Raw genomic sequence first — 23,170 nt, 5'->3', positions numbered from 1 at the left:
GCCAGCGGGTGCACCCTCAGCTGTCATGCGGCGATGGCAGGGTGACAGCATCTATTTCGGCGGCGACTACAACCCCGAGCAGTGGCCCGAGGAAACCTGGTCCGAGGACGTCGACCTGATGCGCCGGGCCGGGGTCAACCTGGTCTCCGTCGGCATCTTCTCGTGGGCACTGCTGGAGCCCACCCCTGGGCGGTTCGAGTTCGGCTGGCTGGACCGGGTGCTGGATCTGCTGCACCACGGCGGCATCCAGGTCGACCTGGCCACCGCCACGGCCAGCCCACCGCCGTGGTTGGCCCGCGCCCACCCGGAGACGCTGCCCCGCCGGGCCGACGGCGCGATCCTCTGGCCCGGGGGACGACAGGCGTACTGCCCCAGCTCGCCGGTCTTCCGGGAACGGTCCCTGGAGCTGGTACGCGCTGTCGCCGGCCGGTACGCCGAGCATCCCGCCGTGGTCATGTGGCACGTCTCCAACGAGCTGGGCTGCCACAACGTGCACTGCTACTGCGATGTCAGCGCCGAGGCGTTCCGCGGGTGGCTGCGCGAGCGCTACGGCGACCTGGACGGGCTCAACGACGCCTGGGGCACCGCGTTCTGGAGCCAGCGCTACGGCGACTGGGCCGAGATCAACCCTCCGCGCACCGCGCCGACCTTCGCCAACCCCACCCAGCAGCTGGACTTCCTGCGGTTCTCCTCCGACGAGCAGCGCGCCCAACTGCGCGCCGAGCGCGAGGTGCTGAGGACACTGGTCCACCAGCCGGTCACCACCAACTTCATGATCGGCCTGGGCATCAAGCATTTGGACTACCACTCCTGGGCGTCCGACGTGGACCTGGTCTCCAACGACCACTACCTGAGCGCCGCCGACCCGCAGGCGCACCTCGAGTTGGCGCTCGCAGCCGATCACACCCGAGGCGTCGCCGGCGGCGACCCGTGGTTGCTGATGGAGCACTCCACGAGCGCCGTCAACTGGCAGCCGCGCAACGTGGCCAAGTTGCCCGGGCAGCTACGCCGCAACAGCCTCGCGCACGTGGCCCGCGGCGCCGACGGGGTGCTCTTCTTCCAGTGGCGTGCCTCCCGTGCCGGGGCGGAGAAGTTCCACTCCGCGCTGGTCCCGCACGCCGGTCCCGACACCAAGGTGTTCCGCGAGGTCTGCCAGCTCGGCGCGGACCTCAAGGCACTGGCCGAGGTACGCGGCAGCCGGGTGGACGCCGACGTGGCGATCCTGTTCGACTGGGAGGCGTGGTGGGGTGTCGAGTTGGATTCGCACCCGAGCGTCGACGTCACCTACGCCGACCGGCTCACGGCCCTGTACGGCTCACTGTGGCGGGCCGGCGTGACCGCCGACATCGTCCACCCGTCGACCGACCTCAGCGGCTACCGGCTCGTCCTGGTGCCGACCCTCTACCTGGTCCGGGACGCCGACGTCGACGCGCTGCACCGGTACGTCGAGGCCGGTGGCACCGCGGCCGTCACCTACTTCAGCGGGATCGTGGACGCCAACGACCACATCCGGCTGGGCGGCTACCCGGGCGCGTTCCGGGAGTTGCTCGGCGTCCGGACCGAGGAGTTCTTCCCGCTGCGCGAGGGCGAGCAGGTACGCCTCGACGACGGCAGCACCGCCGACGTGTGGACGGAATGGCTGCACGCCGAGGGCGCCGAGGTGCTCGCGTCGTACACCGACGGGCCCTTGCCGGGCGTGCCGGCGCTGACCCGGCACCGGGTGGGCGACGGCGCCGCCTGGTACGTCGGCACCCGCCTGGACGAGCCGGCCACCGACCGGCTGGTGGCCCGGCTGCTCGCCGAGGCCGACGTCCACCCGGCGGCGTCGGCGCCGTCCGGGGTGGAGGTGGTCCGTCGCCGCGACGGCGAGCGGACCTGGCTGTTCATGATAAACCACACCGACACCGAGGTACGCCTGCCGGCGCGCGGCGTCGAGCTGTTGACCGGAGGACACTGCGCCGGTGAGCTGACGGTGCCGGCCGGTGAGGTGGCGGTGGTCCGTGAGGATCGGACCGGACTCTGACGACAGCCACGGCACGAAGGAGGTTTCCCCATGCTCGCCCAGCAGCGGCAGACCGCCATCCTCGATCTGATCCGTCAACGCGGCGGGGTGCGGGTGAGTCACCTGGTCAGTCGGTTCGGCGTGTCCGACATGACGATCCGGCGTGACCTGGAGGTGTTGGCCGAGCGCGGCCTGGTCGACAAGGTGCACGGCGGCGCGACCCTCGCCGGGCCGGGCTCGGCCGAGGAGCCCGGCTTCGCCGCCAAGTCGATCCGCCAGCAGGCGGAGAAGCGGGCCATCGCCGAGCGCGCGGCGACGCTCGTGGAGCCGGGGATGGCCATCGCCCTCTCCGCCGGCACCACCACCGCCGCGCTGGCCACGCTCCTCTCCGACGTACGCGGGCTGACCGTGGTGACCAACTCGATCCCGGTGGCCGACGCGCTCTACCAGAACCCGCGCGCCGACCAGACAGTCGTGCTCACCGGAGGCGTCCGCACCCCTTCGGACGCGTTGACCGGGCCGGTGGCCGAGGCGGCGATCAGCGCGCTGAACGTCGACCTGCTGTTCCTCGGTGTGCACGGCCTCAGCCCACGGACCGGGTTCACCACACCCAACCTGCTGGAGGCCGGCGTCAACCGCTGCCTCATCGGTGCCGCCCGCCGGTTCGTGGTGCTCGCCGATCACACCAAGTGGGAGACGATCGGCATCGCCACCATCGCCCCGCTGGAGGCTGCCGACGTGCTGATCACCGATCGTGGGCTGCCGGCGGAGGCCCGCACCACTATCGGCGAACAGGTCGGCGAGTTGGTGATCGTCGACCCCGATTGAATCCCCGCCCACGGCGTGCGCTCGTGCTCGTGCCGCATCACCGCGCTGCCGGTGTGGCCGCGCTTCACAGCCATCTCACAGGGGTGCTGGATAGGGTGCGTTCGAGTCAACGTCCGACTCCAGCGTGGAGCGGTCGGCGTCGCACAGGAGTTCCGATGGTCTTCAAGAAGATGTTGAGCGCGTTCGGTGTGGGCGGTCCCAGCGTGGACACCGTGCTGACCAACCCCAACACCCGGCCCGGCCTGACCCTTGACGGGCAGGTCAACCTCGTCGGTGGCGACGCTGAGGCAGCCATCGAGCAGGTGGTGATCGGCCTGGTCACCCGGGTCGAGGTCGAGGGACACGACACCGAGTACGCGGGCACCATGGAGTTCCACCGCATGGTGGTGAGCGGCTCGCTTCAGCTCGCCCCGAAGCAGCAGCTGTCGATCCCGTTCCAGCTGCCGATTCCGTGGGAAACCCCGATCACCGACGTGTACGGCCAGCGCCTGCACGGCATGACGATGGGTCTGCGCACCGAGCTGGCCATCGCCCGCGCGGTCGACAAGAGCGACCTGGACCAGGTGGCGGTGCACCCGCTGCCGGTGCACGAGCGGATCCTGGAGGCGTTCCAGCGGCTCGGCTTCCGGTTCAAGCACTCCGACCTGGAGCGTGGTCACATCCGGGGCGTGCAGCAGACGCTGCCGTTCTACCAGGAGATCGAGTTCTTCGCGTCGCCGCAGTACGCGAGCACGATCAACGAGGTCGAGCTGACCTTCGTGACCAGCCAGCGCGGTGTCGACGTCATCCTCGAGTGCGACAAGCGCGGCGGGTTCCTCAGCGCCGGCCACGACGCGTTCGGCCGCTACCAGGTGTCGCACGCCGACGTCGACCGGGTGGACTGGGCGCAGGTCGTCGACGGTTGGCTGCGTGAGACGACGTCCCGCTACGGCAGCCTGCGCTCCCAGTACGCCCCGAGCCACGGTCACGGGCACAGCCGCGGGCACGGCATGGGCGGAATGGTCGCCGGGGCGGCCCTCGGCGTCGCCGGCGGAATGATCGCCGGTGAGATGATCGAGGACGCGTTCGAGGGCGACTTCGGCGACTTCGGCGGCGACGAGTAACCGGTCCACAAACGACGACAGTGGCCTCCGGGAATGCTCCCGGAGGCCACTGTCGTACGTACGTCGGGTCAGTGCTTGGCGCGGTCCTTGCCGGACCGGCGCGCGGAGCCGGCCTTCGACAGACCACGGCTGACCAGGTAACCACCGGTCAGGATGGTCAGGAACAGCCACGCCCGGTTCGGGTCGTTGATGTTCAGGCCGTTGGCCGTGGTGCCCTTCCAGAACGCGGCGATAACCACGAGCGCGGCCGCAGCGGCGTAGACCCAGAATTCCGTCGTCAGGAACGCCTGCTTGGTCTCCGTACCCGGCGACGGCATCGGGTCTCGGTGCCCGTCCCGCATGGACGGCATCTGCTGGGTCTGCATGTCCCGCATCGAGGCGGGGTTCTGCGGGTCGTTCATGGGCCGGTTCATCGGCCGGGTGGAAGCAGCCTGCGTGCTCATCTGGTCCTCCTCAGGATGCGATGAGTCGTACCTGCACTCCCTCGCCCCGCTACCGCGGTTCGGCCACGGCACGGTTCGCTTTCGTGGCGGGGACAACCCCCGACTACCCGAGGCCCCGGAGCAGGTAACACCGATCGCCGGCCGGAAAAGTCCGGCCGGCGATCGGGTGGTCGGCCGGTCAGCGCAGGCCGTTGCGCCTGGCCACGCTCACCAGAAGGTCCGGGTCGTCGGTGATGATGCCGTCGACGCCGAGGTCGATGACCCGCTGCATCACCGTCGCGTCATCGACGGTGTACGGGATCACCTTCAGGTCGTACCGCGTCTGGAGGGTCCGAACGTCCGGTCCGTGGAAGTACGCCGGGTTCTCCCGCAGGTACCAGTCGGCGGAGGCGACGGTGCCCTGCTTCGGGTCGTGCACCTGCCAGTTGGCGGACACCGTGCCGGCGCCCGCCGCCCGGGTCAGCTTGCCGAGGTCCTGGTACTTCCACCAGTCCAGCCCACCGGTCCACGGGCTCTTCACCGACGGGTCGCCGTAGACCGCCTCCAGTGAGCACTCGTCGGCGAGCGACGCGCACTCGGTGGGGCCGTACTGCCAGACCAGGCCGACGGTGCCGATCCGCTGGTCGAGCTGCCGGGCGTACCTGATGGTGCGCCAGTCGAACGACTGGATGGTGGCCCGGCTGGTGAAGCCGGCCCGCTGGATCGCGTCGACGAGCTTGCGGGTGAAGCTGCGGTACGGCTCGGTGTCGTTCACCACCGGGCTGATCTTCGTCTCGATGTTCATGCCGATATCGGTACGGCCACTCGCCTTCACCAGGGCGAAGACCTCGTCAAGGGTCGGAATCCGGGCACCCGGAGCGGGCACCTGGGCGGGCAGCTCCGGGAGCGTCTTCGTGCCGCAGTCGATGGTCTTGAGCTGCGCCAGGGTCAGCTCGTGTACCGGCTTGCCCACGTACGGGAATTTCGGGTCACCGCGTCGCACCGGGGCGGTGTCGACGCAGTGTGACCCGTTGACGGTGCGGTCGTGCAGCACCACGAGCTTGCCGTCCGCCGTCACGTTGGTGTCCAGCTCCAACGTGGAGATGGCCCGGTTGGACAGCGCGTTCGCGAACGCCGGCAGGGTGTTCTCCGGCCGGGTGGCCCGCCCGCCCCGGTGCGCCTGGATGTCGAACGGCGCGGCGTACGCCTTCGGCAGCCGGTAACCGCGCTGCGCCAGGACACCCCGCAACCGGTCCGGGTAGTCGGTGATCATGCCGTCCACGCCGTCGTCGATCAGCTTGTTCATGGTCGGCACGTCGTCGACGGTCCACGGGATGACTTTGATCCCGTAGCGGTGCGCCTGGGCGACCATCTCCTTCGTGACGTACGGCTTGTAGGCCGGGTCGGTGACAGTGCCGTTCTGCGGAAATCCGTGCACGGGCGAGAAGGCGCTGGCACCGAAGCTGCGGATCGCGGTGATCGGGTCGCCATCGAAGTCGTCGATGTCCAGCCCGCCCAGCCACGGCGACGCGCCCGGCTGACCGGTCTGCAGGAAGTCGTAGTTGGTCAGGGCGACGAGCGGCAGCTTCGGTTCGACCTGACGCATCCGCATCAGCGCGCCCCAGTCGAAGCTCTGGATGGTGACCTGCTTGAGCAGCCCGGCGGCGCGGATCTCGCCCGCGGTGACCCGGACGAACTGCTCCCGGGGGGCGGTCTCGGTCGGTGCGCCGGCCTCGACCTTGGTCTCCACGTTGAGCGTCACGTCCTTCGCCCGATACCGGTTGACCAGCGCGAAGACCTCACGCAGCAGCGGCATCCGGGCACCCGGGACGGCGAGCTGGCCGGGCTTGTCCGGCAGCGTCCTCGAACCGCAGTCGAGCGAGCGCACCTGGGCCACGGTGAGCGTGTTGACGTACTTCCCGACGTACGGGAACTCCGGGTCGCCGGGCGTCACCGGGCCGGTGTCGACGCACTTGGTGCCACTGATCTTGCGGTCGTGGGTGACGACGGCCTGGCCGTCCTCGGTGATCTGCACGTCCAGTTCGAGGGTGGTCACCCCGAGCTGGAGGGCGTTGCCGAAGGAGGCGAGGGTGTTCTCCACCCGTAGGCCGAGGCCACCCCGGTGGGCCTGCACGTCGAATGTCCGGTCCGGTCGCGGTTTCGCCTGAGCGGGCACCGCGAGCCCGGTCGTCACCGTCGCGGCCACCAGGGCCGCGACGGCGGTACGGCGTACTGTGCGCACGCTGTCATCCCCTCCTGCCGGCGGGCATCTCCCACCGGTCGCGGGACAGCATGGACATCTCGGACTGCGGGCAGGCGGCCACCGGGCGGCGCGACGGTGAACCGCGGGGGACGACCTCCCGGCCCCGCCGGGTTTGGTCGGCCGGTGGCCGGGCACGCAGTCGGTTCCACAGCTTCTGCGAGGTGATGGACGTGCGTGAGGACGACATGCGGCAGGACGCCGCCCGCGAGGCCGAGGACCGGATCGCCGGCGGCGTGTACGGCAAGGGCGCCCTCGACGAGGTGACAGTGCCCCGCACCGATGTGGAGAGTCAGATCCAGCGCGACGACCCGTTCGATCCGGCGAAGGAACGGATCGACCCACAGGTGTTGCGCGACGGTGGCCCGGTCGGCGGGCAGGGTGCCGTGACCACCACCGGTGGCACCGCCGGGCCGGCGAGCGTACGCCGGGTGGCCCGACAGCCGGAGCGACACCCGGGCACCGTCGCGCCGACCACGACCGGCGACGCCACCACCGGCGGCCTCAGCACCCCGAGGGGCGGTGGCACCAGCGACCAGTCCACCTCCGCAACCGGCCCGGCAAAGTCCACCCAAGACACGTCCACCACCGACTAACCCACCCACCCACCCACCCCACCTGCCCCCCTTTCGGCAGCGTGATCATGAGGTTGACGTGGAGTGTGATCTCCAACAGCCACGTCAACCTCATGATCGACCCCGCAAGGTGGGGTGGGGGTGGGGTGGGGGTGGGGTGGGGTAGGGGTTAGGTTTTGGGGCGGAGGACTCCTAGGCGTTGGGTGGCTCGGGTCAGGGCTACGTACAGATCGCTGCGTCCGCGAGGGGACTCGGCGACCATGCGGTCCGGGTCGACCACGAGCACCGAGTCGAACTCCAGCCCCTTGGCCTGCGCGACGGTCAGCACCACCACCCGGCTCTCCAGCTCGGGATGCTCGCCGACGGCGGCCTCCGGCAGGGCGGCGGTGATAGCCGCGCCCAACTCGCCCGCCCGGCCGGCCGGCACGAGCACCCCGAGTCGGCCCTCGGTCAACAAGGCCGCCTCCCGGGTGGCCTCGGCGACCAGCTCCGCCGCCAACCGCCCGTCGGGGACGGTCCGGTCCCACGGCGGTACGCCGCTCTCCCGCACCGAACGCGGCGGCCGCAGCGCCGGGTCGATCTCGGCCAGGACGTCGGCGGCGACCGCCATGATCTCGGCGGGAGTGCGGTAGCTGACAGTCAGTTCGGTGAGCCGCCACCGCTGCTCCACATACGGGGCGAGGGCGTCCGCCCAGGACGGCGTGCCGCTGAGCGCCCCGGTCTGGGCCACATCACCGACGATCGTCATCGACCGGCTCGGGCAGCGGCGCATCAGCAGCCGCCAGGCCATCGGCGAGAGTTCCTGCGCCTCGTCCACGATGACGTGGCCGAACGCCCAGGTGCGGTCGGCGGCGGCCCGCTGGGCGGTGGTCAGCCGGTCGGCCTCCTCCTGCCGTTCCAGCAGCCGATCCGCGTCGATCAGGTCGGTGACGCCGAGGATCTCACCACCCTCGGCCTCGTCCTCGACGTCGATCGAGCGGGAACCCCGCGCGATCTCGAGCACGCCCTCGGCGTACTCGCGTTCCATCATCCGGATGCGGTCCCGCCGGGCGGCGGCGGCACGTTCGTCCTCGCCGAGCAGTTCGGCGGCCTCGTCGAGCAGCGGGACGTCGGCAGGCGTCCAGCCGCCGGGCTCGCGCCGCAGCAGTGCCCGCTCGTCGTCGGTGAGCATCGGCGTGGCGGCGGCGATCCGGTCCGGGTCGGCGTACAGGTCGGCGAGGAACTGCTGCGGGGTGAGCACCGGCCACAGCTGGTCGAGGGCCGCCTGGATCTCGGACTCCTCGCGCAACTCGCGGCGGATCTCGGCCCGGTCCGCCTCGTCGAGGAGGTTGTCCCCGCCGAGCGGGTCGGCACCGATCCGCTCGGCCACCTGATCGGCGAGCGCGTGGACGATCTCCACGTCGAACAGCGCACGGGTCAGGTTGTGCGGTCGGTCGGCGCGGCGGACCCGGTCCCGGGCTGCGCGCACGATCTCCGCGTCGAGGGTGAGCGTCTCCCGCTCGACCTCGATCTCCAGCGGCTCGTCCGGCACCCACTGCCGGTCCCGCACGGCCAACGCCAGCACCTCGGCCAGCACCGCGCGGCCCTTGAGCGCCGCGGTCTCGGCCGGCTCGGTCCGCTGGGCGCTCACCCCGGGAAAGAGATCACCCTGGGTACGCAGCAGCACGCCGGTCTCGGCGAGCGTCGGCAGCACCTGGGAGATGTAGCGCAGGAAGGTCGCGTTCGGGCCGACCAGCAGCACGCCGCGGCTGGAGAGTTCCCGACGGTGCGTGTAGAGCAGGTAGGCCGCCCGGTGCAACGCGACAGCGGTCTTGCCGGTTCCCGGGCCGCCCTGGACCACCATCACGCCAGGGAGTTCCGCCCGGATGACCTCGTCCTGCTCGGCCTGGATGGTCTCGACGATGTCGCGCATCCGGCCCGTACGGCCCGCGTTGAGCGCGGCGAGCAGTGACGCCTCACCGGTCAGGTCCTCGTGGGCGCCGGGGGAGGCGGTGTCGATGTCGAGCACCTCGTCGTTGAGCCCGGTCACCTTGCGTTGCCTGCTGCGCAGGTGCCGGCGACGGCGTACGCCCTGCGGGTTCGCGGCGGTGGCGAGGTAGAAGGGGCGCGCGGCGGGGGCCCGCCAGTCCATGAGCAGCGGGTCGTAGTCACCAGTGGTGTCGAAGATGCCGATCCGGCCGATGTAGCGGCGGGAGTCGTCGTCGCCGTCGAGACGACCGAAGCAGAGGCCGTTCTCCACAGCGGAGAACTGTTCGACCTGATCGGCGTACATCGCCACCGAGCTGTCGCGCTGCGAGCGGTCCTGCAGGGTGCCGCCGGTGTTGTGCAGCTCGGCGGTCAGCCGGTGAGCGGCCTGCTCCCGCAACTCGTCCAGCCGGCCGTAGAGCATCGAGACGTACTCCTGCTCGCGACCGATCTCGTCGTCGAGCGGCAATTCGCCGGAACCGCCGGAGTGCCTTGACAAGCCGTCTCCCTAAAGATTAGAATCCTTTGCAGGAACGGCTTTTAGCCGTTCTTTTTTGTGCCTTCGAACTGTTGAAGATAGCGCGTTCCGCCGGTGCTCACCAAGCCGGGCGGTTCGGTGCGCCGGTGATCGCGAGGTAGCGGCGGATGATCCTGCGGACCGGGCAACGGGTGGTCTTCATCGGGGACAGCATCACCGATTGTGGTCGACGCGACGTCGCCGCGCCCTACGGCAGCGGATATGTGAGCCTCGTGCGCGCCCTGGTCGACGCGCGGCACCCGGAGTTGGAGCTGGATTGGGTCAACCGGGGTGTGGGCGGCGACACGGTACGGGACCTGGCCGCACGGTGGGACGACGACGCCATCGCCGAACGCCCCGACTGGTTGGCGGTGCTCATCGGCATCAACGACATCTGGCGGCACTACGGTGACCGGCAGCATGAGGCAGTCGGCATCGAGGAGTACGAGCGCGGCCTTCGCGACCTGTTGCGTCGGGCCGTTGCCGCGACCGGTTGCCGGCTGATCCTCGGCGACCCGTTTCTCATCGAGGCGGACCGCAGCGACCCGCAACGCGCCGACACCGACCGGTACGCGGCGGTCGTGGCGAGGTTGGCCACCGAGTTCGACGCGGTGCACGTGGCCAACCAGGCGGCGTTCGACAGGGTGCTCGCGGTGAGTCCGGCGACGCGCTGGGCCGACGACCGGGTTCACCCGTACCTGCCGGGCCACGCGGTCCTCGCCGACGCGTACCTCAGCGCCCTCGGCGTCTCCTGACCTCTTCCTGACCACAGCGACGCGCCGGGCCGACCGTCAGGTCGACCCGGCGCGATCACCGCGGAGTTATCAGCCGCGTGCGGCCTGGTAGAGCCGCTCCGGCGTGACGGCTCCGGCGAGCACCCGGCCGTCGTCGGTGAGCAGCACGCTGAACAGCTTGCTGGTGAGCAGCCGGCCGCTGCCCCAGTCGCCGCTGACCGCCGGCAGTGCGCCGAGCAGCTTCGACACGTCGACGTCCGGCCCGGAGCCACCCGGGGTCGCCGAGGGCTTCGCGGGGGTCTTCCCGCCGACGTCGGCGCCTTCGAGGCGGCCGACAAGCACCGTCGTCCAGCCAGAGCCCACCGCGCGTGCCTGCGGGTCACCCGTCGGCGCGGCGTGGCCGGGCTTACCGGCGGCCGGCCGCTCGGCCTTCTCCTCGGTGACGGTCACGCCGGGTGGCGGGTTGAAGGTGAACTGGTCGGCGTCCGGGCGGCGGTAGTCGACCTGGGTGAAGGCCACCTCGAACGCCGGCCGGTCACTGCCCTTCGCGAGCACCTCGAAGCGCAGCGGCACGTGCTGCTTCGCGTCGATGGCGATCCGCAGTTGACTCACCAGCGAGTCGCCGTCGCGCGGCTGGAGCACCAACTCGTACGCGTCCTGCCCGGCGACCGTCGCCGACCGGCCGACGCTCACCTCGGTGGTCGGGTCGATCGCGCCCAACGCCAGGTCGGCGGCCTGCTGCGGGGTGGCCGGCAGGCTCGCCGCCGGGTCGGGGGCGGGCTTCCAGGCTCCGGCGTCGCCGCCAAGCGTGCGGTGGGTGGCGGTGTTGCTGCGGCTCTGCCAGGTCCACAGCTCCCGGCCGTTGCGGATGATGTCCTGCTCACCCAGGGTGTCCATCAGCGCGACCCGCTGCTGGTCCGGGCCGGAGTACCAGACCCGAAGGGTGTGGGTGCCGGTCAGCAGGGTGGTCAGCTCGTTGCCGGGTACCAGCCCGGCGAGGGACGGCAGGCCGAGATCGGCGCGTTGCACAACGGTCCCCGACAGCCCTTCCAGCCGGGACGTCTGCAGGTCGACCAGCAGTTGGGCGGCGGTTCGGGGCGGCAGGCTCGGCTCCGCCTCGGCGGCGAACGTGCCGATCGCCGCGCCCCCGCCGATGACGGCGACGGCCGCGGTGGCCGGGACCAGCCAACGAAGGACGGGACGGCTTCTCAGGACGGACATGGTGGCACCTCCTGCGGCCATCCTGCCCCCTCGGTGCTGTGAACGCGCTGAGGACACCGAACCGCGCCGATTGACCCGGGTGGCACCCTTGAGCTGTGCGCGTGCTTGTGGTGGAGGACGAGGTCCGGCTGGCAGCCGCCCTGCAACGCGGTCTCCAGGCGGAGGGGTTCGCTGTGGACGTGGCGGCGACCGGCCCGGCCGGCCTCGACGCGGCCCGGCACGGCGGGTACGACGCCATGATCCTCGACGTGATGCTGCCCGGCCTGTCCGGCTACGAGCTGGTCCGGCGGCTTCGCGCCGAGCAGTACTGGCTGCCGGTGCTCATGCTCTCCGCGAAGGACGGCGAGTACGACCAGGCCGACGGCCTCGACTGCGGTGCCGACGACTACCTGACCAAACCCTTCTCGTACGTGGTGCTGCTGGCCCGACTGCGGGCGTTGCTGCGTCGGGGAGCACCGGAGCGTCCGGCCGTGCTGGCGGTCGGTGACCTGCGGTTGGACCCGGCGCGCCGTCGGGTCACCCGGGCGGACGCCGAGGTGGTGCTGACCGCGCGGGAGTTCGCGTTGCTCGACTACCTGATGCGCCGACCGGGCCAGGTGATCTCCAAGATCGAGTTGTTGGACCACGTCTGGGACGCGAGCCTCGAGACCGCGCCGAACGCCGTCGAGGTGTACGTCGGCTACCTGCGCCGCAAGCTCGGCCGGGACCGGCTGGAGACGGTCCGGGGCGCCGGCTACCGGTTGGCGACGTGACCACCGGCGGCCCGGCACCCACCGGTCGGGTCGGGCTCGGCCGGATGCCGGTCCTCGGGCTGCGCGGGCGGCTCCTGGCGATCGGTGTGGTCGGCCTCACCATCGGATTGGCCCTGGGCGGGGTGGTGCTGCTCGGCGCGCTCGGGTTCGTGCTTCAGCGCACCGTCGACACCGAAGCGTTCCGCACCGCCGACGCTGTCGCGCTGCTCGCCGCCGAGGACGCGCTGCCCGACCCGCTGCCGGTGGCCGGCGGGCAGGTCCGCGTGCAGGTCGTCGACGGGCAGGGCCGGATCCGGGCGGCCTCGATCGACGCCGACCGTCTGGTGCCGATGGTCCGCCCGGAGCGGCTGCACCGCGACGGCCGGCAGCGGTTGGAGGTTCCGGCCGAGCGGGTCGGGCTCAACGGCCCGGTCCGGGTGGTCGCCGTACCCGCCGGCACCGCTGCCGACCCGCTCACCGTTCTGGTCGCCCGCTCGATGGCCGACGTACGGCACAGCACCCATGTGGTCCGCACCATCCTGCTGGTGGCGTTCCCGCTGCTGGTGGCGGTGCTGGCCGCGGTGGCCTGGCGGGTGGTGGGTGCGACCCTGCGGCCGGTCGAGGCGTTGCGTCGAGGCGCGGAGGAGATCACCGGGAGGGCCGGCACCGGCCGGCTGCCGGTGCCGGCGTCGGCCGACGAGATCCACCGCCTGGCGGTCACCCTCAACGGCATGCTGGGCCGGCTGGAATCCGCCCGGGTCCGGCAGCGGGCCTTCGTCTCCGACGCCGCACACGAGCTGCGCAGCCCGTTGGCGAACATCAGGACCGAGCTGGAGGTGGCCCAGCGCCTCGCCGACCAGACCGACTGGACGGCGGTGACCGCCAACCTGCTCGCCGACACCGACCGGCTGAGTCGCCTGGTCGACGATCTCCTGCTGCTGGCCCGCCTGGACGAGACCCCGCCCACCCGGGGGACCGGCCCGGTGGAGCTGGGCGCCCTGTTGGCCGAGGTTGCCGCCCGCTACCCGTCGCCGCCGGTGCGGGTGACGCCTCCGGCGGGGCCGCTCTGGACGATCGGCACCGTCGACGAGCTGCGTCGGGTGCTGGCCAACCTGGTCGACAACGCGGTACGGCACGCGCGGGGCGATGTCGTGCTCGCGGCCGAGGCGACGTCGACGGCGGCCGGGTCTGGCGTGGGGGCGTACCACCTGGTGACGGTGACCGACGACGGCCCGGGCGTCCCGGTGGCGGACCGGGAGCGGGTCTTCGACCGGTTCACCCGGCTGGATGACGGGCGGGCCCGCGACGACGGGGGCGCCGGCCTGGGGCTCGCCATCGTCCGGGAGTTGGTCCGACGGGCGGGCGGCAGCATCACCCTGACCGACGCTCCGGAGCAGCGGGGACTACGCGTGTGCCTGCTGCTGCCAGCGGTGCCCGCCGGCGACGCCCACTTGTCGACAGCCCGTGACGCCGACCGGCCCCCACTCATCCACCAGTGAGCCTTTGCTCTGCACCCGCGGATGCGACAGCTACGCGACGTGATGCTCTTCGGCGCGTGCCGAAGCGGCGATCCTGACGTTTTACCTGCTCAGTTGAGGTGGTGCAGATAGGTATGCAGAGCAAAGGCCGGGCAGTAGCGCGGTTAGGCACGTCGGATGTCACCGACGGTCACGGCTGCTTCGTGGACGGGTGCGGTCACGCTGAGTGAGGTCGGGGTGCCCCCCGGCGGGCGTGACGGGCGGCCGGTGCCGGCAGTGGGTATGGGCGGTGGCGGGCTGGGCGCGACCGGCTGGGCAGTCGCGGGCGGGGCCGGGGCGGGCAAGTCAGCGGCGGCTCGTGCAGACCTGCTTGGAACGGGCCACGGTGTCGGTGGACCAGGCGACAGCGATGGTGAAGCAGAAGTCGTTGGTGCGGTTGAGCGCGTAGATGACGTAGCTGGTGGTGCCGGCGGGCAGCGTCGCGAAGATGTTGTGGGTCTGGCCGGTGCGGCCGCCAGCGATGACCACCGGGCCCTCGCTGCCGGCCGGGTAGGTCCACTTCAGCGCGATGCTGTCCCGCGTGTCCCGCAGGGTCACCGCGCTGGGTGGGGTGCCGGGCGGCGCCGCGGCAGCGGCCGACGTGGGTGCGGCGCCGTTCGGGGCGGGCGCGGTGCTGGCCGACGCGCCGGCGGTGGAGGAGGCGCTGGCCGGCGGCGGGGTCGGCTCGTCGTCGCCGTCCACCCGGGCCACCCCGGCGATCACCGCTGCCGCGCCGAGGAGCACCACGACCACGCCCGCCACCAGCACCGGCACCAGCCGGTTGCGCTGCTCCGGCGGCGCGCGGTGCACGGGCACCGGCAACAACCGCGACGGCGTGTACGGCTCGACCGGCCCGTACGGCTCCGCCTGCGAGTACGGGTCGGACGGTGGGTACGGGTTCGACGGCGAGTGCGGGTCGGGTGACGCATACGGGCCGGGGGACGCGTACGGGTCGGTGGGGGTGGCCGGACGGTGCAGCCGGTACACCCCGGGCTGCTCCTCGGTGCCGCCGGCCAGCCCGACCACCGACGGGGGCACCGGAGGGTCGGTGGGGTACGGCGAGGGCTCGTCCACCGGTTCGGTCGACCATCTGCCGCCGGTCGATCCGACCGTTTCGTCGGAGGGCAGCCGGGGGTTCGGCACCGCCCCGCCCTGGTGGGTCGCGGCGGCCGGCGGGTGGTAGCCGGATTCCGCTGGCCCGTCGTCGGGCGGTGGGACGCGGGCGGCCGGGACGACAGGCGTGTCCCGGGCCGTGGGCGGATCGTCCGAGCAGGCGTGGTTGGGATTCGCCGCCGCCCGGGCCAGGGCTGCCACCTGGGCGGCCAGCGGGTCGTCGGCGGGCAGGTGCTGCCGGCACAGCTCACGGGCGAGCGCCAGGTTGTCGTGTGCCTCGGCGAACTGCCCGCAGTCGCGCTGCATCCCCCCGAGCCGCGCCAGCATCTTGATGCCGCTGGGGTGCCCGTCGCCGTACACCTCGCGGTGCAGCTCCCAGGCGTCCTGGAGGCGGTCGCGGGCCACCGTGCACTGACCGCGCGCGTACTCGACGGTCGCCAGGTCGGCGTGCGCGGCGAGCACCCGCAGCGACTCCGGGCCGTCCTGCGCCGTCAACTCGATGATGACTTCCTGGTAGAGCCGCGCCGCCCGGGAGTGGCTGCCGACCCGGTGCAGCACCGCGGCCAGAGTCGCCGCGGCGGCCACCGTGCGCGGGTCGGCGCGGCCGTGCAGGCGGGTGGTGGCCGCGTACGCGAAGGCGGCCCACCCTCGGGCCGAGTGCGGCTCACCGAGGGCGATCAGCACCCGCGCCTGGAGGCTGGCAGCCTCGGCCAGCTCGGGGGTGGCATTGGCCGGGCGGGGGTCGGCGTCGGTGAGCGCGTCGGACAGCAGTTGCTGTGCGCCGGCAAGATCGCCGGAGGACACGAGGTGGTGCGCCTGATCAGTCAGTTCACCGAAGCCGGAAGACACGCCCCATCGTGCTCATCCGACGACGGTAAGTACAAGACCCGCGCCGGTGTCGATTGGTCAGGATCTGGTCAGGTGGTCGGCCAGGGTCTCGCTGATTCGGCGCAACTGGTCGACCTGGGCCGGGCTCAACGCGTCGAACAAGTGCCGGCGTACCCCCTCGACGTGGCCCGGTGCGGCGGCCTCGAGGGTCGCGAAACCCTCGTCGGTGAGTTGCGCGATCTGCCCGCGCCGGTCGGTGGGGCAGTCCTCGCGGCGCACCCAGCCGGCGGCCTCCAGGCGGGCCACGGCGTGCGAGAGCCGGCTGCGGGAGGACCCCGCCGCCTGGGCCAGCTGGCTCATGCGCAGTTGACGACCCGGTGCCTCGGAGAGCTGAACGAGGATCTCGTAGTACGCGTGCGGCATGCCCGCCTCGCGTTGCAGCTCGCGGTCGAGAGTGTCCATCAGCACCCGGGAGACGGCGAGGTACGCGCGCCAGGTGCGTTGCTCGTCAGGGTCAAGCCAGCGGGTCATGACCGCCATCATACAACCGATGGTTGAATGTTCAACTAAACCGCGATAGTCTCGGGTCATGGGTATCCACCGGCTCAACCACGCGGTCCTCTACGTCAGTGACCTCGCCCGCAGCGTCGCGTTCTACAGCGACGTGCTGGGCTTCCGCCCGGTGGCGATGACCCCGGACGGCTTCCGGGGCGCCACGTTCCTCCAGGCCCCCGACTCCACGAACGACCACGACCTCGGTCTCTTCGAGATCGGTACGAGCGCCGGGCGGTCCACCGCCGGCCGGTCCACCGTCGGCCTCTACCACCTCGCCTGGGAGGTGGACACGCTCGACGAGCTGGCCGCCACCGCCGAGCGGCTGGCCGCGGCCGGCGCCCTGGCCGGCACCTCCGACCACGGCACGACAAAGAGCCTCTACGGCAAGGACCCGGACGGGCTGGAGTTCGAGGTGGTCTGGCTGATCCCAGCCGACCTGCTCGACGACACCGCGCTTGCCGCCCGCAAGCAGATCGGTCGGCTCGACCTGGACGCCGAGCGGCAGCGCTACGGCGGGCAGACCCGGGGCGGGGTGGGGATCTCCGTCCCGGCCTGACCGCCCGTACGGTAGAACGGACCGATGCCGACCGACCGGATCACCGAATTCCTCCGCGAGCTGCTGGTCCGCCAGTTGACGACCTGGCTGCCCGCAGCCCTGCACCGCTCCCGGCGGGCCACCGTCGCCCTCGCGGGCGTCGACGCGGGCAGCGCGGAGGCCACGCTGCGCCTGGTCGCCACGCACGGCGACCAGGTGCGCGGCCGGCAGGTGACGGTCCTGGTGCTGGCCGACGCCGACGCCGATCTGCCGGCCCGACTCGGCCCGATCGAGGCTGAGCTGCCCGCCGAGGTCACCGTGCACCTGCTGCCCGGAGACGCCTACCGGTTACCGGTCGCGGTGAAGGCCGCCGGGGCCGCCGGCGCGCCGCTGTTCTCGTTCGTGCACCTGCCCGGCGCGGTGACGCCGAAACTGCTCACCGCCGCGACGAACGGCCGGGCCGGAGAGCTGCTGCTGCACACCGCCGACAGCTCCCGAGACGTGCTCGTCTCCGCCGGCTTTCCCCTGGTCGCCGAGGTGGGACCGGTGCTGCCCGGCGGCGAGGCCGCCGGTGTGGTCGCGTTCGGCAGCCGCTCCGACCGGAGTCTGGAGGCGGTCCGTGACGCGCTCTGGGCAATCGGCGCGGACCTCGGCCTGAGCTACCGCGACCCGTTGGACCCGACCGGCACGACAGTGGACGTGGCGGGTGATCCCGACCTCGAACCGCTGGCCCGTGAACTGCTGGCCGAGTTGCGGGCGGGCGGGCCGCGGCAGGTCACCGAGCTGCGCCGGCACACCCTCACCGCGACCGTCTACCGTGCCGCCGACGCCAACCTCGCCCTCACCGACCTGCTCGACGCCGGCGTCCTGCGCCGCGAGCGTGAGTCCGGCCGCCTGGCCGGCGACGAAACCATCACCGCAACCCGCTAGGTCCTCCGCGCCCAGCCCTCGCGATCTTGCACTTGCTGCGGCGACACAAGGGGCACACCTCGCGAATCGACAACAGAAACTGCAAGATCGCGAGGGTGGGGGGCGGGGTGGGACGGGCTTGGGGGTTGGGGTGCAGACGCCGAGCGGGGTGCCGGTGAATCACCGGCACCCCGCTCGACTCCCGGGATGGTTACGACCGGGACTTGTCCTGCTTCCAGGACAGCGGACCCGGCAGGTCGACCCGGTGCGCGCGAGCCTTGGAGTTCCAGGACCAGCGACCGATCTTGATGCTCCACGAGGAGAAGCCGTTCTCGGTGAAGTTCAGGATGATCGGACCGTACTTCTTGCGCTTACGAAACATGAGGCCCATCGGAGGTCTCCCCTCGTCACCGTTCCCTGCCGTGTCGAGATCGAACATTCCCGAACCAGCAACTTTTGAAACCCTCTCGCTGTCCGTCCTGGACGGTGCCCCATCCGTGCACCGGAATCTCTATCCACCAGATAGGTGTTGCGGCAAGGTAAGCGCTGCTCCGAGTGGTTCCTAACATCGCCAGCGATAGAAGTCTCATCTTCTGGAAGGTCGTTGACCGCTCGTTCCGATCCCCGGCAGCATGGGGTCGTGTCGCAGCGGGACGAGCTTCTCCTCACCGCTCGTGTGCACGTCGACCTGGTCCGGCACGCGAGCGCGCTCTGTTGAGCTGACCGGTCCATCCGGCTCGGCTCCAGCGCCGCACTCCCATCGCCCGCCCGCTCAACGCGGAGCAGCGTGCCAGCACGCCCTCATCCGGGCGTCCCCGCTCCCATGGTGGACAGATCAGGAGACTCCTCATGTCCCCACCCCGTCGTGCCCTTCCGCGTACCCTCGCCGCCGTTGCCGCCCTTGTCGTGCTCGCCGCCACCGCCGCGAGCTGTACCCGCACCGGCCGCAGGCCCGCGACTGGCTGAGCGACAGTCCGTCCCGCGCCGAGCAGGCCCGGTTCAGCGCGACCCTCCAGATCGGCTACCTGCTGGTGGGCGTCCGCGCCGCCGGGCTGGCCGCCGGGCCGATGGCCGGGTTCGACGCGGCCGGGGTGACAGGCGAGTTCTTCCCCGACGGTCGGCACGAGGCGTTGCTGCTGCTCAACCTGGGCCGCCCCGGCCCGGACGCCTGGGAGCCGCGGCTGCCCCGGCTCAGCACCGAGGAGGTGGTGTGGACGCGGTGAGCCGACCCCGGGTCAGCGGGGCTCCCACGCGTCGGGCAGCGCGGTGAGCTTGCGGACGTGCGCGGGCAGTCGACCACTGACGATCTCGGCGAGGCTCACCTCGTCGACGACCCGCCGCACGGCGGCGCGCACCGCCACCCACAGGCCGGGCAGGTTCTCCGCCGAGCCCTCGTACCGGGTCTCCTCGGGGCGCAGTCCGCGTACCCCGGCGAGCGGGCCCTCGACGGCGCGCAGAACCGCGCCGACTGTCACCTCGCGTGGCGGGCGGGCCAGGGTGTAGCCGCCCTCGGCGCCGCGTTGGGCGCGGACGATGCCGGCCCGGCGCAGATCCGCCAGGACCGCCTCCAGGAACTTGCGGGGCATGTCCTGCTCCGCGGCGATGGCCTGGGTGGACAGCAGCGAGGGGTACGCGGTGGCGAGGCTCAGCGCCGCCCGTACCGCGTAGTCGCCGCGCGCGGAGATCTGCACAGTGCCATCATGCCCGGCCGGTGCCGCCCGGACCTCCGGCGGGCGGCCCGGACCTCGTGGCGTGCCCGCCGTCCGCTGGTTCGCCGGGGGTGCCGGGGCGGAACCGGCCGCCGTTGGCGCCCGCCGACTCGACCGGCGGTCGGGGCCGCACCACCCGGCTGGCCGCCGGTTGCTCCCGGGCGGCCCGGAACGTGCCGGGGCTGACCCCGACCTCCCGGGTGAAGAAGCGGCCGAAGTTGGTGGGCTCGGAGAAGCCGAGATGCCTGCCGATCTGGGCGATCGGCTGGTCGGTCGCGGCGAGTAACCGGCTGGCCTGCAAGGCGACGCGCTCGTCGATGACCTGTTTGGCGCTGCGACCGGTGATGGCCAGGCAGGCGCGGGTCAGGGTCCGCACCGAGCAGCCGAGCTCGGCGGCATAGTCCTCCACCCGCCGGGTGTGCGGGTGGCTGTGCTCCACCTCCCGGCGGAACCTGTGGAACGTCTCGTCCTCGGGTCGGGCCGGCGACCGGTCGACGTGCGCCACGGCCAGCCGCAGCAGCAGCACTGCCAGTTGGTGCCGGAGCAGGGCCCGGGCGGCGGGGCCGTCGGGGTGCCGCCGGCAGTCCACCGCCAACTGGCTCACCTCGCTGATCACCGCGTCCTCGTCCTCGCCGGCCAACTGCCGCCAGGTGGCGGTCGTGGCCAGGTCGACGTCGAAGCCGCGCAGCGCCTCAGGCTCCCAGGCGACCACTGTGGCGTCGAACTGTCGGCCGGCGCAGCGCAGCGCCTGGCCGGGGCGGACCCGCAGGAGCGTGCCCGGCCGGCAGGGCAGCAGATGGAAGTCGAGTTCCGCGTCGCCGTGCCCACGCGTGGTCAGAATCAACAGATCGCGCTCGACGATCACCGGCCGTCGCCAGCCCGGGGCACCGGCAAGGTCGGCCAGCGCGAACGTGGCTATCTCGTCGGTGACGGGTGACGCCGTTCCGATCGGTGGCGCGGGGGAGGGATCGGTGGTGACCATCGCCTGCGACGGTAGCCCGAACCGCAGGTCACCGCATCCCGATCGACGTTCGCGGCGGAATCCGTGGCGTGCCACGGGCTTGTCCCGGTCCCGGCGGCCGGGCTACGTTACCCGGCGGTAGTGCCGTCCGTCCGCGGTCCACCCGGCATCCGCCGGCCAACCGACCGCCCCGACGGCCCCCGCCGACTCGCGATGGGATGGGCATGACGCAACTGTTCTCGGTCGAAGGTAAGACGGTCCTGGTCACCGGCGGGTCGCGGGGGATCGGGCTGATGATCGCCCAGGGCTTCGTCCGGGCCGGCGCACACGTGATCATCTCGTCCCGCAAGGCGGACGTCTGCGAGGCGGTCGCCACGACCCTCTCCGCCGAGGGCCGATGCGAGGCCATCCCCGCCGACCTCAGCGACGACACCGGCGCCGAGACGCTCGCCGCCGCCGTACGCGAGCGCGTCGACCGCCTCGACGTGCTTGTCAACAACGCCGGCGCGACCTGGGGCGCACCGCTGGAGGAGTACCCCGGAGCCGCGTTCGACAAGCTCTGGGCGGTGAACGTCAAGGCCGTCTTCCGGCTCACCACCGCGCTGCTGCCGGCGCTGCGCGCCGCCGCCAGCGCCGACGACCCGGCCCGCGTGATCAACATCGGGTCGATCGACGGCATCCGGGTGCCGATGATGGAGGTGTACGCGTACTCGGCCACCAAGGCCGCGGTGCACATGCTCACCCGCAGCCTCGCCCACCAACTCGCCGGTGAGCAGATCACCGTCAACGCGATAGCGCCCGGCCCGTTCGAGAGCAAGATGATGGCGTTCGCGCTGGAAGACCCCGCGAGCCGGACCGCCATCGAGCAGCAGGTGCCGCTGGGCCGCATCGGACGCCCCGAGGACATGGCCGGCACCGCCATCTACCTCTCGTCGCGTGCCGGCGCCTACCTCACCGGAGCGGTCATTCCGGTCGACGGCGGCATCACCACGCACGGCTGAGCACCGGCCGACCCGGGACGGGCTGCCCGCGTACCCCCTGGAGGTGTGCCGGGGCCGCGCGGACTCGGCAGATCCGCGCGGCCCCGGTGTGGCCGGTGTTGCCCGTTCGGGCGGTCAGCGACCGGCGAGCAGCCGGGTCACCGCCGTGTCGACGTCCAGGTGCTCGGCCTCACGGCCGCGCGGGACGACGACGTAGGTCCGTCGAAGGAAACGCACCAGGACGCTGCGCGGCACCTCGAAGAGGGCGTTGCCGTCCGGTGACGAGAGGGCCAGCGCGACGAAGTCACCGCGCGGTGTGGCCCAGGGCCAGACCCGCACATCCCCGATGCCTGCCGGTTCGTCCAGGCCGGTGACCAGAAGTTCGCGAGCGAACGACCAACTCACCGCCTCGCCCCCTGCCGATTCGGCATGGAACAGGACATGGACCGCATACGGGTCAGCAGGGTCGTAACGCAGACTGGCACGCACCGGCAAGGCGGTGGCGTCAGGTGCGACGAGCCTTAGCGACGTCTCGACCTCTACGGTCGTCGGTCGGATGACACTCATGGACGTTCTCCCCCCGGCACCGCTGCGGAACGCGCGTGTCCCGCTTTTCCCATACTCAGGTGCTACCTCTGGCTACGCTCCGCCATACGCTGACTTCACCCAGTGGTGGGAAGGGGGACGGAAAAACCGCGTGAATGAAAGCATTCATGTAGAATTTCCGGTTCTGCCCAGTGTGTGATCCCGCCCGGTATCGGGTGGCTCAGTCGTCGACTTACTCCGGTAACGTCCAGTCGGCCGTTGCAGTGACGGGCCCGGGCGACACTGGGGGGTGAAATGGTGACGAAGCAATCCTCAGTGGATCCGGCGGCGGCGCCAGGCCCGCCGAAAGTCGCGGTCCGGACAGCCGAAAAGCGGGGGTACGGAGTGCCGATGGAGCAGCCCGAACGGGCCGGTCGGCCGGCGTCCGACGCCGGTCGGTCCGGTGGCGACCGCGCGGGTGCCGGCCGGCACGGCGGCGCCGGTGCTGGTGGCAGTGACGACGCCACCGTCGGACGTGGCGGTGGCACCGCCGTGCAGGACCCGCCGCGCCGCCCTCGCTGGCGTGAACGGATCTCCCTGACCCTCGACCTCATCCGCGCCAACCCCACCGGGCGGATCGCACTCAAGATCTTCATCGCGATCGCCGGCGCGATCGTGGTGACCATCGGCATCGCCCTCATCCCGCTTCCCGGGCCGGGCTGGCTGCTGGTCATCGCCGGCCTGGGCATCTGGGCCGTCGAATACCACTGGGCGCGACGGCTGCTCGGCTTCACCCGCCGACACGTCCACGGATGGACACGCTGGGTGACGAAACAATCGCTGCTCGTGCGAATCGTGCTCGGCTCCGTCGGCCTGGTCTTCGTGGCCACGGTGGTCTGGCTGTCCCTCAAGTACAGCCTCGGCATCGACGTGGTGGCCGAGGCCATGGACTACCTCGAAGCGCACTGACCCCGGATTTCCGGTCCGGTTCCACGATCGGGTAGAGTCAGTGGCGCTGAGGGCGATTAGCTCAGTGGGAGAGCGCTTCGTTCACACCGAAGAGGTCGCTGGTTCGATACCAGCATCGCCCACTCTCAGTTTGTGCAGGTCAGAAGCCCGTTACCGCAATAGTCGGTAATGGGCTTCGCCGTGTGTGCGGCTTACATTGGGAGCAGATTGG

At 71.5% G+C, this 23,170-nt stretch carries 23 protein-coding genes and 1 tRNA gene; 14 read left to right on the top strand and 10 right to left on the bottom strand.

The features are described from left to right. Nucleotides 1-25: 25 nt before the first annotated feature. From ABZ406_RS19780 to ABZ406_RS19770, 3 genes are all read left to right on the top strand, one after another. A complete protein-coding gene (locus tag ABZ406_RS19780; protein WP_357763471.1) occupies nt 26-2,023 on the top strand; it encodes a beta-galactosidase in 1,998 nt (665 codons plus the stop codon). Between the two features lie 30 nt (nt 2,024-2,053). Next, a complete protein-coding gene (locus tag ABZ406_RS19775; protein ID WP_357763468.1) occupies nt 2,054-2,830 on the top strand; it encodes a DeoR/GlpR family DNA-binding transcription regulator in 777 nt (258 codons plus the stop codon). A gap of 155 nt (nt 2,831-2,985) precedes the next feature. Continuing rightward, nucleotides 2,986-3,933: a sporulation protein gene (locus ABZ406_RS19770; protein ID WP_357763465.1), complete on the top strand. Its 948-nt coding sequence runs from the start codon at nt 2,986-2,988 to the stop codon at nt 3,931-3,933. A 68-nt stretch (nt 3,934-4,001) separates the two neighbouring features. Here ABZ406_RS19770 and ABZ406_RS19765 read toward each other — a convergent pair whose 3' ends face one another. Beyond that, complete coding sequence (locus tag ABZ406_RS19765) at nt 4,002-4,376, bottom strand: hypothetical protein (protein ID WP_357763462.1); 375 nt, start codon at nt 4,374-4,376, stop codon at nt 4,002-4,004. Nucleotides 4,377-4,554: 178 nt separating this feature from the next. Further along, nucleotides 4,555-6,597 carry a glycerophosphodiester phosphodiesterase family protein gene (locus ABZ406_RS19760; RefSeq protein ID WP_357763460.1) on the bottom strand — a complete coding sequence of 681 codons (2,043 nt, stop codon included), beginning with the start codon at nt 6,595-6,597 and terminating at the stop codon, nt 4,555-4,557. 191 nt (nt 6,598-6,788) lie between these two features. On the opposite strand from ABZ406_RS19760, the gene ABZ406_RS19755 reads away from it, so the two are divergent. Then, nucleotides 6,789-7,211 (top strand): hypothetical protein, encoded by a 423-nt coding sequence (locus ABZ406_RS19755; RefSeq protein ID WP_357763457.1) that lies wholly within the window; start codon nt 6,789-6,791, stop codon nt 7,209-7,211. A 148-nt stretch (nt 7,212-7,359) separates the two neighbouring features. On the opposite strand, the gene ABZ406_RS19750 is transcribed toward ABZ406_RS19755, so the two are convergent. Further along, nucleotides 7,360-9,654, bottom strand: coding sequence for an ATP-binding domain-containing protein (locus ABZ406_RS19750; RefSeq protein WP_357763455.1), 2,295 nt, complete (start codon nt 9,652-9,654; stop codon nt 7,360-7,362). Between the two features lie 146 nt (nt 9,655-9,800). On the opposite strand from ABZ406_RS19750, the gene ABZ406_RS19745 reads away from it, so the two are divergent. Further along, nucleotides 9,801-10,427, top strand: a complete 627-nt coding sequence (locus tag ABZ406_RS19745; protein ID WP_357763452.1) for an SGNH/GDSL hydrolase family protein — start codon at nt 9,801-9,803, stop codon at nt 10,425-10,427. Between the two features lie 69 nt (nt 10,428-10,496). Here ABZ406_RS19745 and ABZ406_RS19740 read toward each other — a convergent pair whose 3' ends face one another. Next, nucleotides 10,497-11,627, bottom strand: a complete 1,131-nt coding sequence (locus ABZ406_RS19740; protein ID WP_357763449.1) for a hypothetical protein — start codon at nt 11,625-11,627, stop codon at nt 10,497-10,499. A gap of 95 nt (nt 11,628-11,722) precedes the next feature. Between ABZ406_RS19740 and ABZ406_RS19735 the strand changes: the two genes are divergently transcribed. After that, nucleotides 11,723-12,379: a response regulator transcription factor gene (locus ABZ406_RS19735; protein WP_357763446.1), complete on the top strand. Its 657-nt coding sequence runs from the start codon at nt 11,723-11,725 to the stop codon at nt 12,377-12,379. Nucleotides 12,380-12,453: 74 nt separating this feature from the next. After that, nucleotides 12,454-13,857: an ATP-binding protein gene (locus ABZ406_RS19730; RefSeq protein WP_357763820.1), complete on the top strand. Its 1,404-nt coding sequence runs from the start codon at nt 12,454-12,456 to the stop codon at nt 13,855-13,857. 324 nt (nt 13,858-14,181) lie between these two features. Here the strand turns inward: ABZ406_RS19730 and ABZ406_RS19725 are convergent, their stop codons facing one another. Then, on the bottom strand, nt 14,182-15,837 hold the full coding sequence (locus ABZ406_RS19725) for a tetratricopeptide repeat protein (RefSeq protein ID WP_357763442.1): 1,656 nt from the start codon (nt 15,835-15,837) through the stop codon (nt 14,182-14,184). A 57-nt stretch (nt 15,838-15,894) separates the two neighbouring features. Beyond that, nucleotides 15,895-16,356 (bottom strand): MarR family transcriptional regulator, encoded by a 462-nt coding sequence (locus ABZ406_RS19720; protein ID WP_357763817.1) that lies wholly within the window; start codon nt 16,354-16,356, stop codon nt 15,895-15,897. A gap of 49 nt (nt 16,357-16,405) precedes the next feature. On the opposite strand from ABZ406_RS19720, the gene ABZ406_RS19715 reads away from it, so the two are divergent. Continuing rightward, nucleotides 16,406-16,927, top strand: coding sequence for a VOC family protein (locus tag ABZ406_RS19715; protein WP_357763439.1), 522 nt, complete (start codon nt 16,406-16,408; stop codon nt 16,925-16,927). A 24-nt stretch (nt 16,928-16,951) separates the two neighbouring features. Then, nucleotides 16,952-17,836 carry a hypothetical protein gene (locus ABZ406_RS19710; protein WP_357763436.1) on the top strand — a complete coding sequence of 295 codons (885 nt, stop codon included), beginning with the start codon at nt 16,952-16,954 and terminating at the stop codon, nt 17,834-17,836. Between the two features lie 190 nt (nt 17,837-18,026). Here ABZ406_RS19710 and ABZ406_RS19705 read toward each other — a convergent pair whose 3' ends face one another. Then, nucleotides 18,027-18,206, bottom strand: a complete 180-nt coding sequence (locus ABZ406_RS19705; RefSeq protein WP_030333600.1) for a DUF4236 domain-containing protein — start codon at nt 18,204-18,206, stop codon at nt 18,027-18,029. A gap of 135 nt (nt 18,207-18,341) precedes the next feature. Here ABZ406_RS19705 and ABZ406_RS19700 point away from each other — a divergent pair, with 135 nt between their 5' ends. Both ABZ406_RS19700 and ABZ406_RS19695 read left to right on the top strand, forming a co-directional pair. Then, on the top strand, nt 18,342-18,533 hold the full coding sequence (locus ABZ406_RS19700) for a putative leader peptide (RefSeq protein ID WP_357763434.1): 192 nt from the start codon (nt 18,342-18,344) through the stop codon (nt 18,531-18,533). A 313-nt stretch (nt 18,534-18,846) separates the two neighbouring features. Then, complete coding sequence (locus ABZ406_RS19695) at nt 18,847-19,038, top strand: hypothetical protein (protein ID WP_357763431.1); 192 nt, start codon at nt 18,847-18,849, stop codon at nt 19,036-19,038. A gap of 12 nt (nt 19,039-19,050) precedes the next feature. On the opposite strand, the gene ABZ406_RS19690 is transcribed toward ABZ406_RS19695, so the two are convergent. Together ABZ406_RS19690 and ABZ406_RS19685 are read right to left on the bottom strand one after the other, a co-directional pair. Then, complete coding sequence (locus tag ABZ406_RS19690) at nt 19,051-19,506, bottom strand: Rrf2 family transcriptional regulator (protein WP_030333674.1); 456 nt, start codon at nt 19,504-19,506, stop codon at nt 19,051-19,053. A 7-nt stretch (nt 19,507-19,513) separates the two neighbouring features. Then, complete coding sequence (locus tag ABZ406_RS19685) at nt 19,514-20,506, bottom strand: AraC family transcriptional regulator (protein WP_357763428.1); 993 nt, start codon at nt 20,504-20,506, stop codon at nt 19,514-19,516. Nucleotides 20,507-20,709: 203 nt separating this feature from the next. On the opposite strand from ABZ406_RS19685, the gene ABZ406_RS19680 reads away from it, so the two are divergent. Continuing rightward, nucleotides 20,710-21,486, top strand: coding sequence for an SDR family oxidoreductase (locus ABZ406_RS19680; RefSeq protein ID WP_357763425.1), 777 nt, complete (start codon nt 20,710-20,712; stop codon nt 21,484-21,486). A gap of 114 nt (nt 21,487-21,600) precedes the next feature. Here ABZ406_RS19680 and ABZ406_RS19675 read toward each other — a convergent pair whose 3' ends face one another. After that, a complete protein-coding gene (locus ABZ406_RS19675; RefSeq protein WP_053653619.1) occupies nt 21,601-22,032 on the bottom strand; it encodes an SsgA family sporulation/cell division regulator in 432 nt (143 codons plus the stop codon). Nucleotides 22,033-22,305: 273 nt separating this feature from the next. On the opposite strand from ABZ406_RS19675, the gene ABZ406_RS19670 reads away from it, so the two are divergent. Next, the gene (locus tag ABZ406_RS19670; protein WP_357763422.1) at nt 22,306-22,959 is read left to right on the top strand and encodes a TIGR02611 family protein; all 654 of its coding nucleotides are present in this window, start codon (nt 22,306-22,308) and stop codon (nt 22,957-22,959) included. A 50-nt stretch (nt 22,960-23,009) separates the two neighbouring features. Beyond that, nucleotides 23,010-23,081, top strand: a tRNA-Val gene (locus ABZ406_RS19665). The last annotated feature ends 89 nt before the right edge of the window (nt 23,082-23,170 follow it).

The sequence above is a fragment of the Micromonospora sp. NPDC005710 genome (assembly GCF_040630995.1).
In the GTDB taxonomy this organism is placed as follows: domain Bacteria; phylum Actinomycetota; class Actinomycetes; order Mycobacteriales; family Micromonosporaceae; genus Micromonospora.
This window is presented reverse-complemented; position numbering and strand designations above follow the sequence as displayed.

Bases quoted from the DNA above. Each gene is read 5' to 3' on its own strand.
- ABZ406_RS19780 (WP_357763471.1), top strand. From the start codon at position 26: ATGCGGCGATGGCAGGGTGACAGCATCTATTTCGGCGGCGACTACAAC.
- ABZ406_RS19740 (WP_357763449.1), bottom strand. From the start codon at position 11,627: ATGTCCGTCCTGAGAAGCCGTCCCGTCCTTCGTTGGCTGGTCCCGGCC.
- ABZ406_RS19715 (WP_357763439.1), top strand. From the start codon at position 16,406: ATGGGTATCCACCGGCTCAACCACGCGGTCCTCTACGTCAGTGACCTC.
- ABZ406_RS19765 (WP_357763462.1), bottom strand. From the start codon at position 4,376: ATGAGCACGCAGGCTGCTTCCACCCGGCCGATGAACCGGCCCATGAAC.
- ABZ406_RS19770 (WP_357763465.1), top strand. From the start codon at position 2,986: ATGGTCTTCAAGAAGATGTTGAGCGCGTTCGGTGTGGGCGGTCCCAGC.
- ABZ406_RS19710 (WP_357763436.1), top strand. From the start codon at position 16,952: ATGCCGACCGACCGGATCACCGAATTCCTCCGCGAGCTGCTGGTCCGC.
- ABZ406_RS19745 (WP_357763452.1), top strand. From the start codon at position 9,801: ATGATCCTGCGGACCGGGCAACGGGTGGTCTTCATCGGGGACAGCATC.
- ABZ406_RS19705 (WP_030333600.1), bottom strand. From the start codon at position 18,206: ATGGGCCTCATGTTTCGTAAGCGCAAGAAGTACGGTCCGATCATCCTG.
- ABZ406_RS19670 (WP_357763422.1), top strand. From the start codon at position 22,306: ATGGTGACGAAGCAATCCTCAGTGGATCCGGCGGCGGCGCCAGGCCCG.
- ABZ406_RS19720 (WP_357763817.1), bottom strand. From the start codon at position 16,356: ATGGCGGTCATGACCCGCTGGCTTGACCCTGACGAGCAACGCACCTGG.
- ABZ406_RS19680 (WP_357763425.1), top strand. From the start codon at position 20,710: ATGACGCAACTGTTCTCGGTCGAAGGTAAGACGGTCCTGGTCACCGGC.
- ABZ406_RS19675 (WP_053653619.1), bottom strand. From the start codon at position 22,032: ATGAGTGTCATCCGACCGACGACCGTAGAGGTCGAGACGTCGCTAAGG.
- ABZ406_RS19775 (WP_357763468.1), top strand. From the start codon at position 2,054: ATGCTCGCCCAGCAGCGGCAGACCGCCATCCTCGATCTGATCCGTCAA.
- ABZ406_RS19685 (WP_357763428.1), bottom strand. From the start codon at position 20,506: ATGGTCACCACCGATCCCTCCCCCGCGCCACCGATCGGAACGGCGTCA.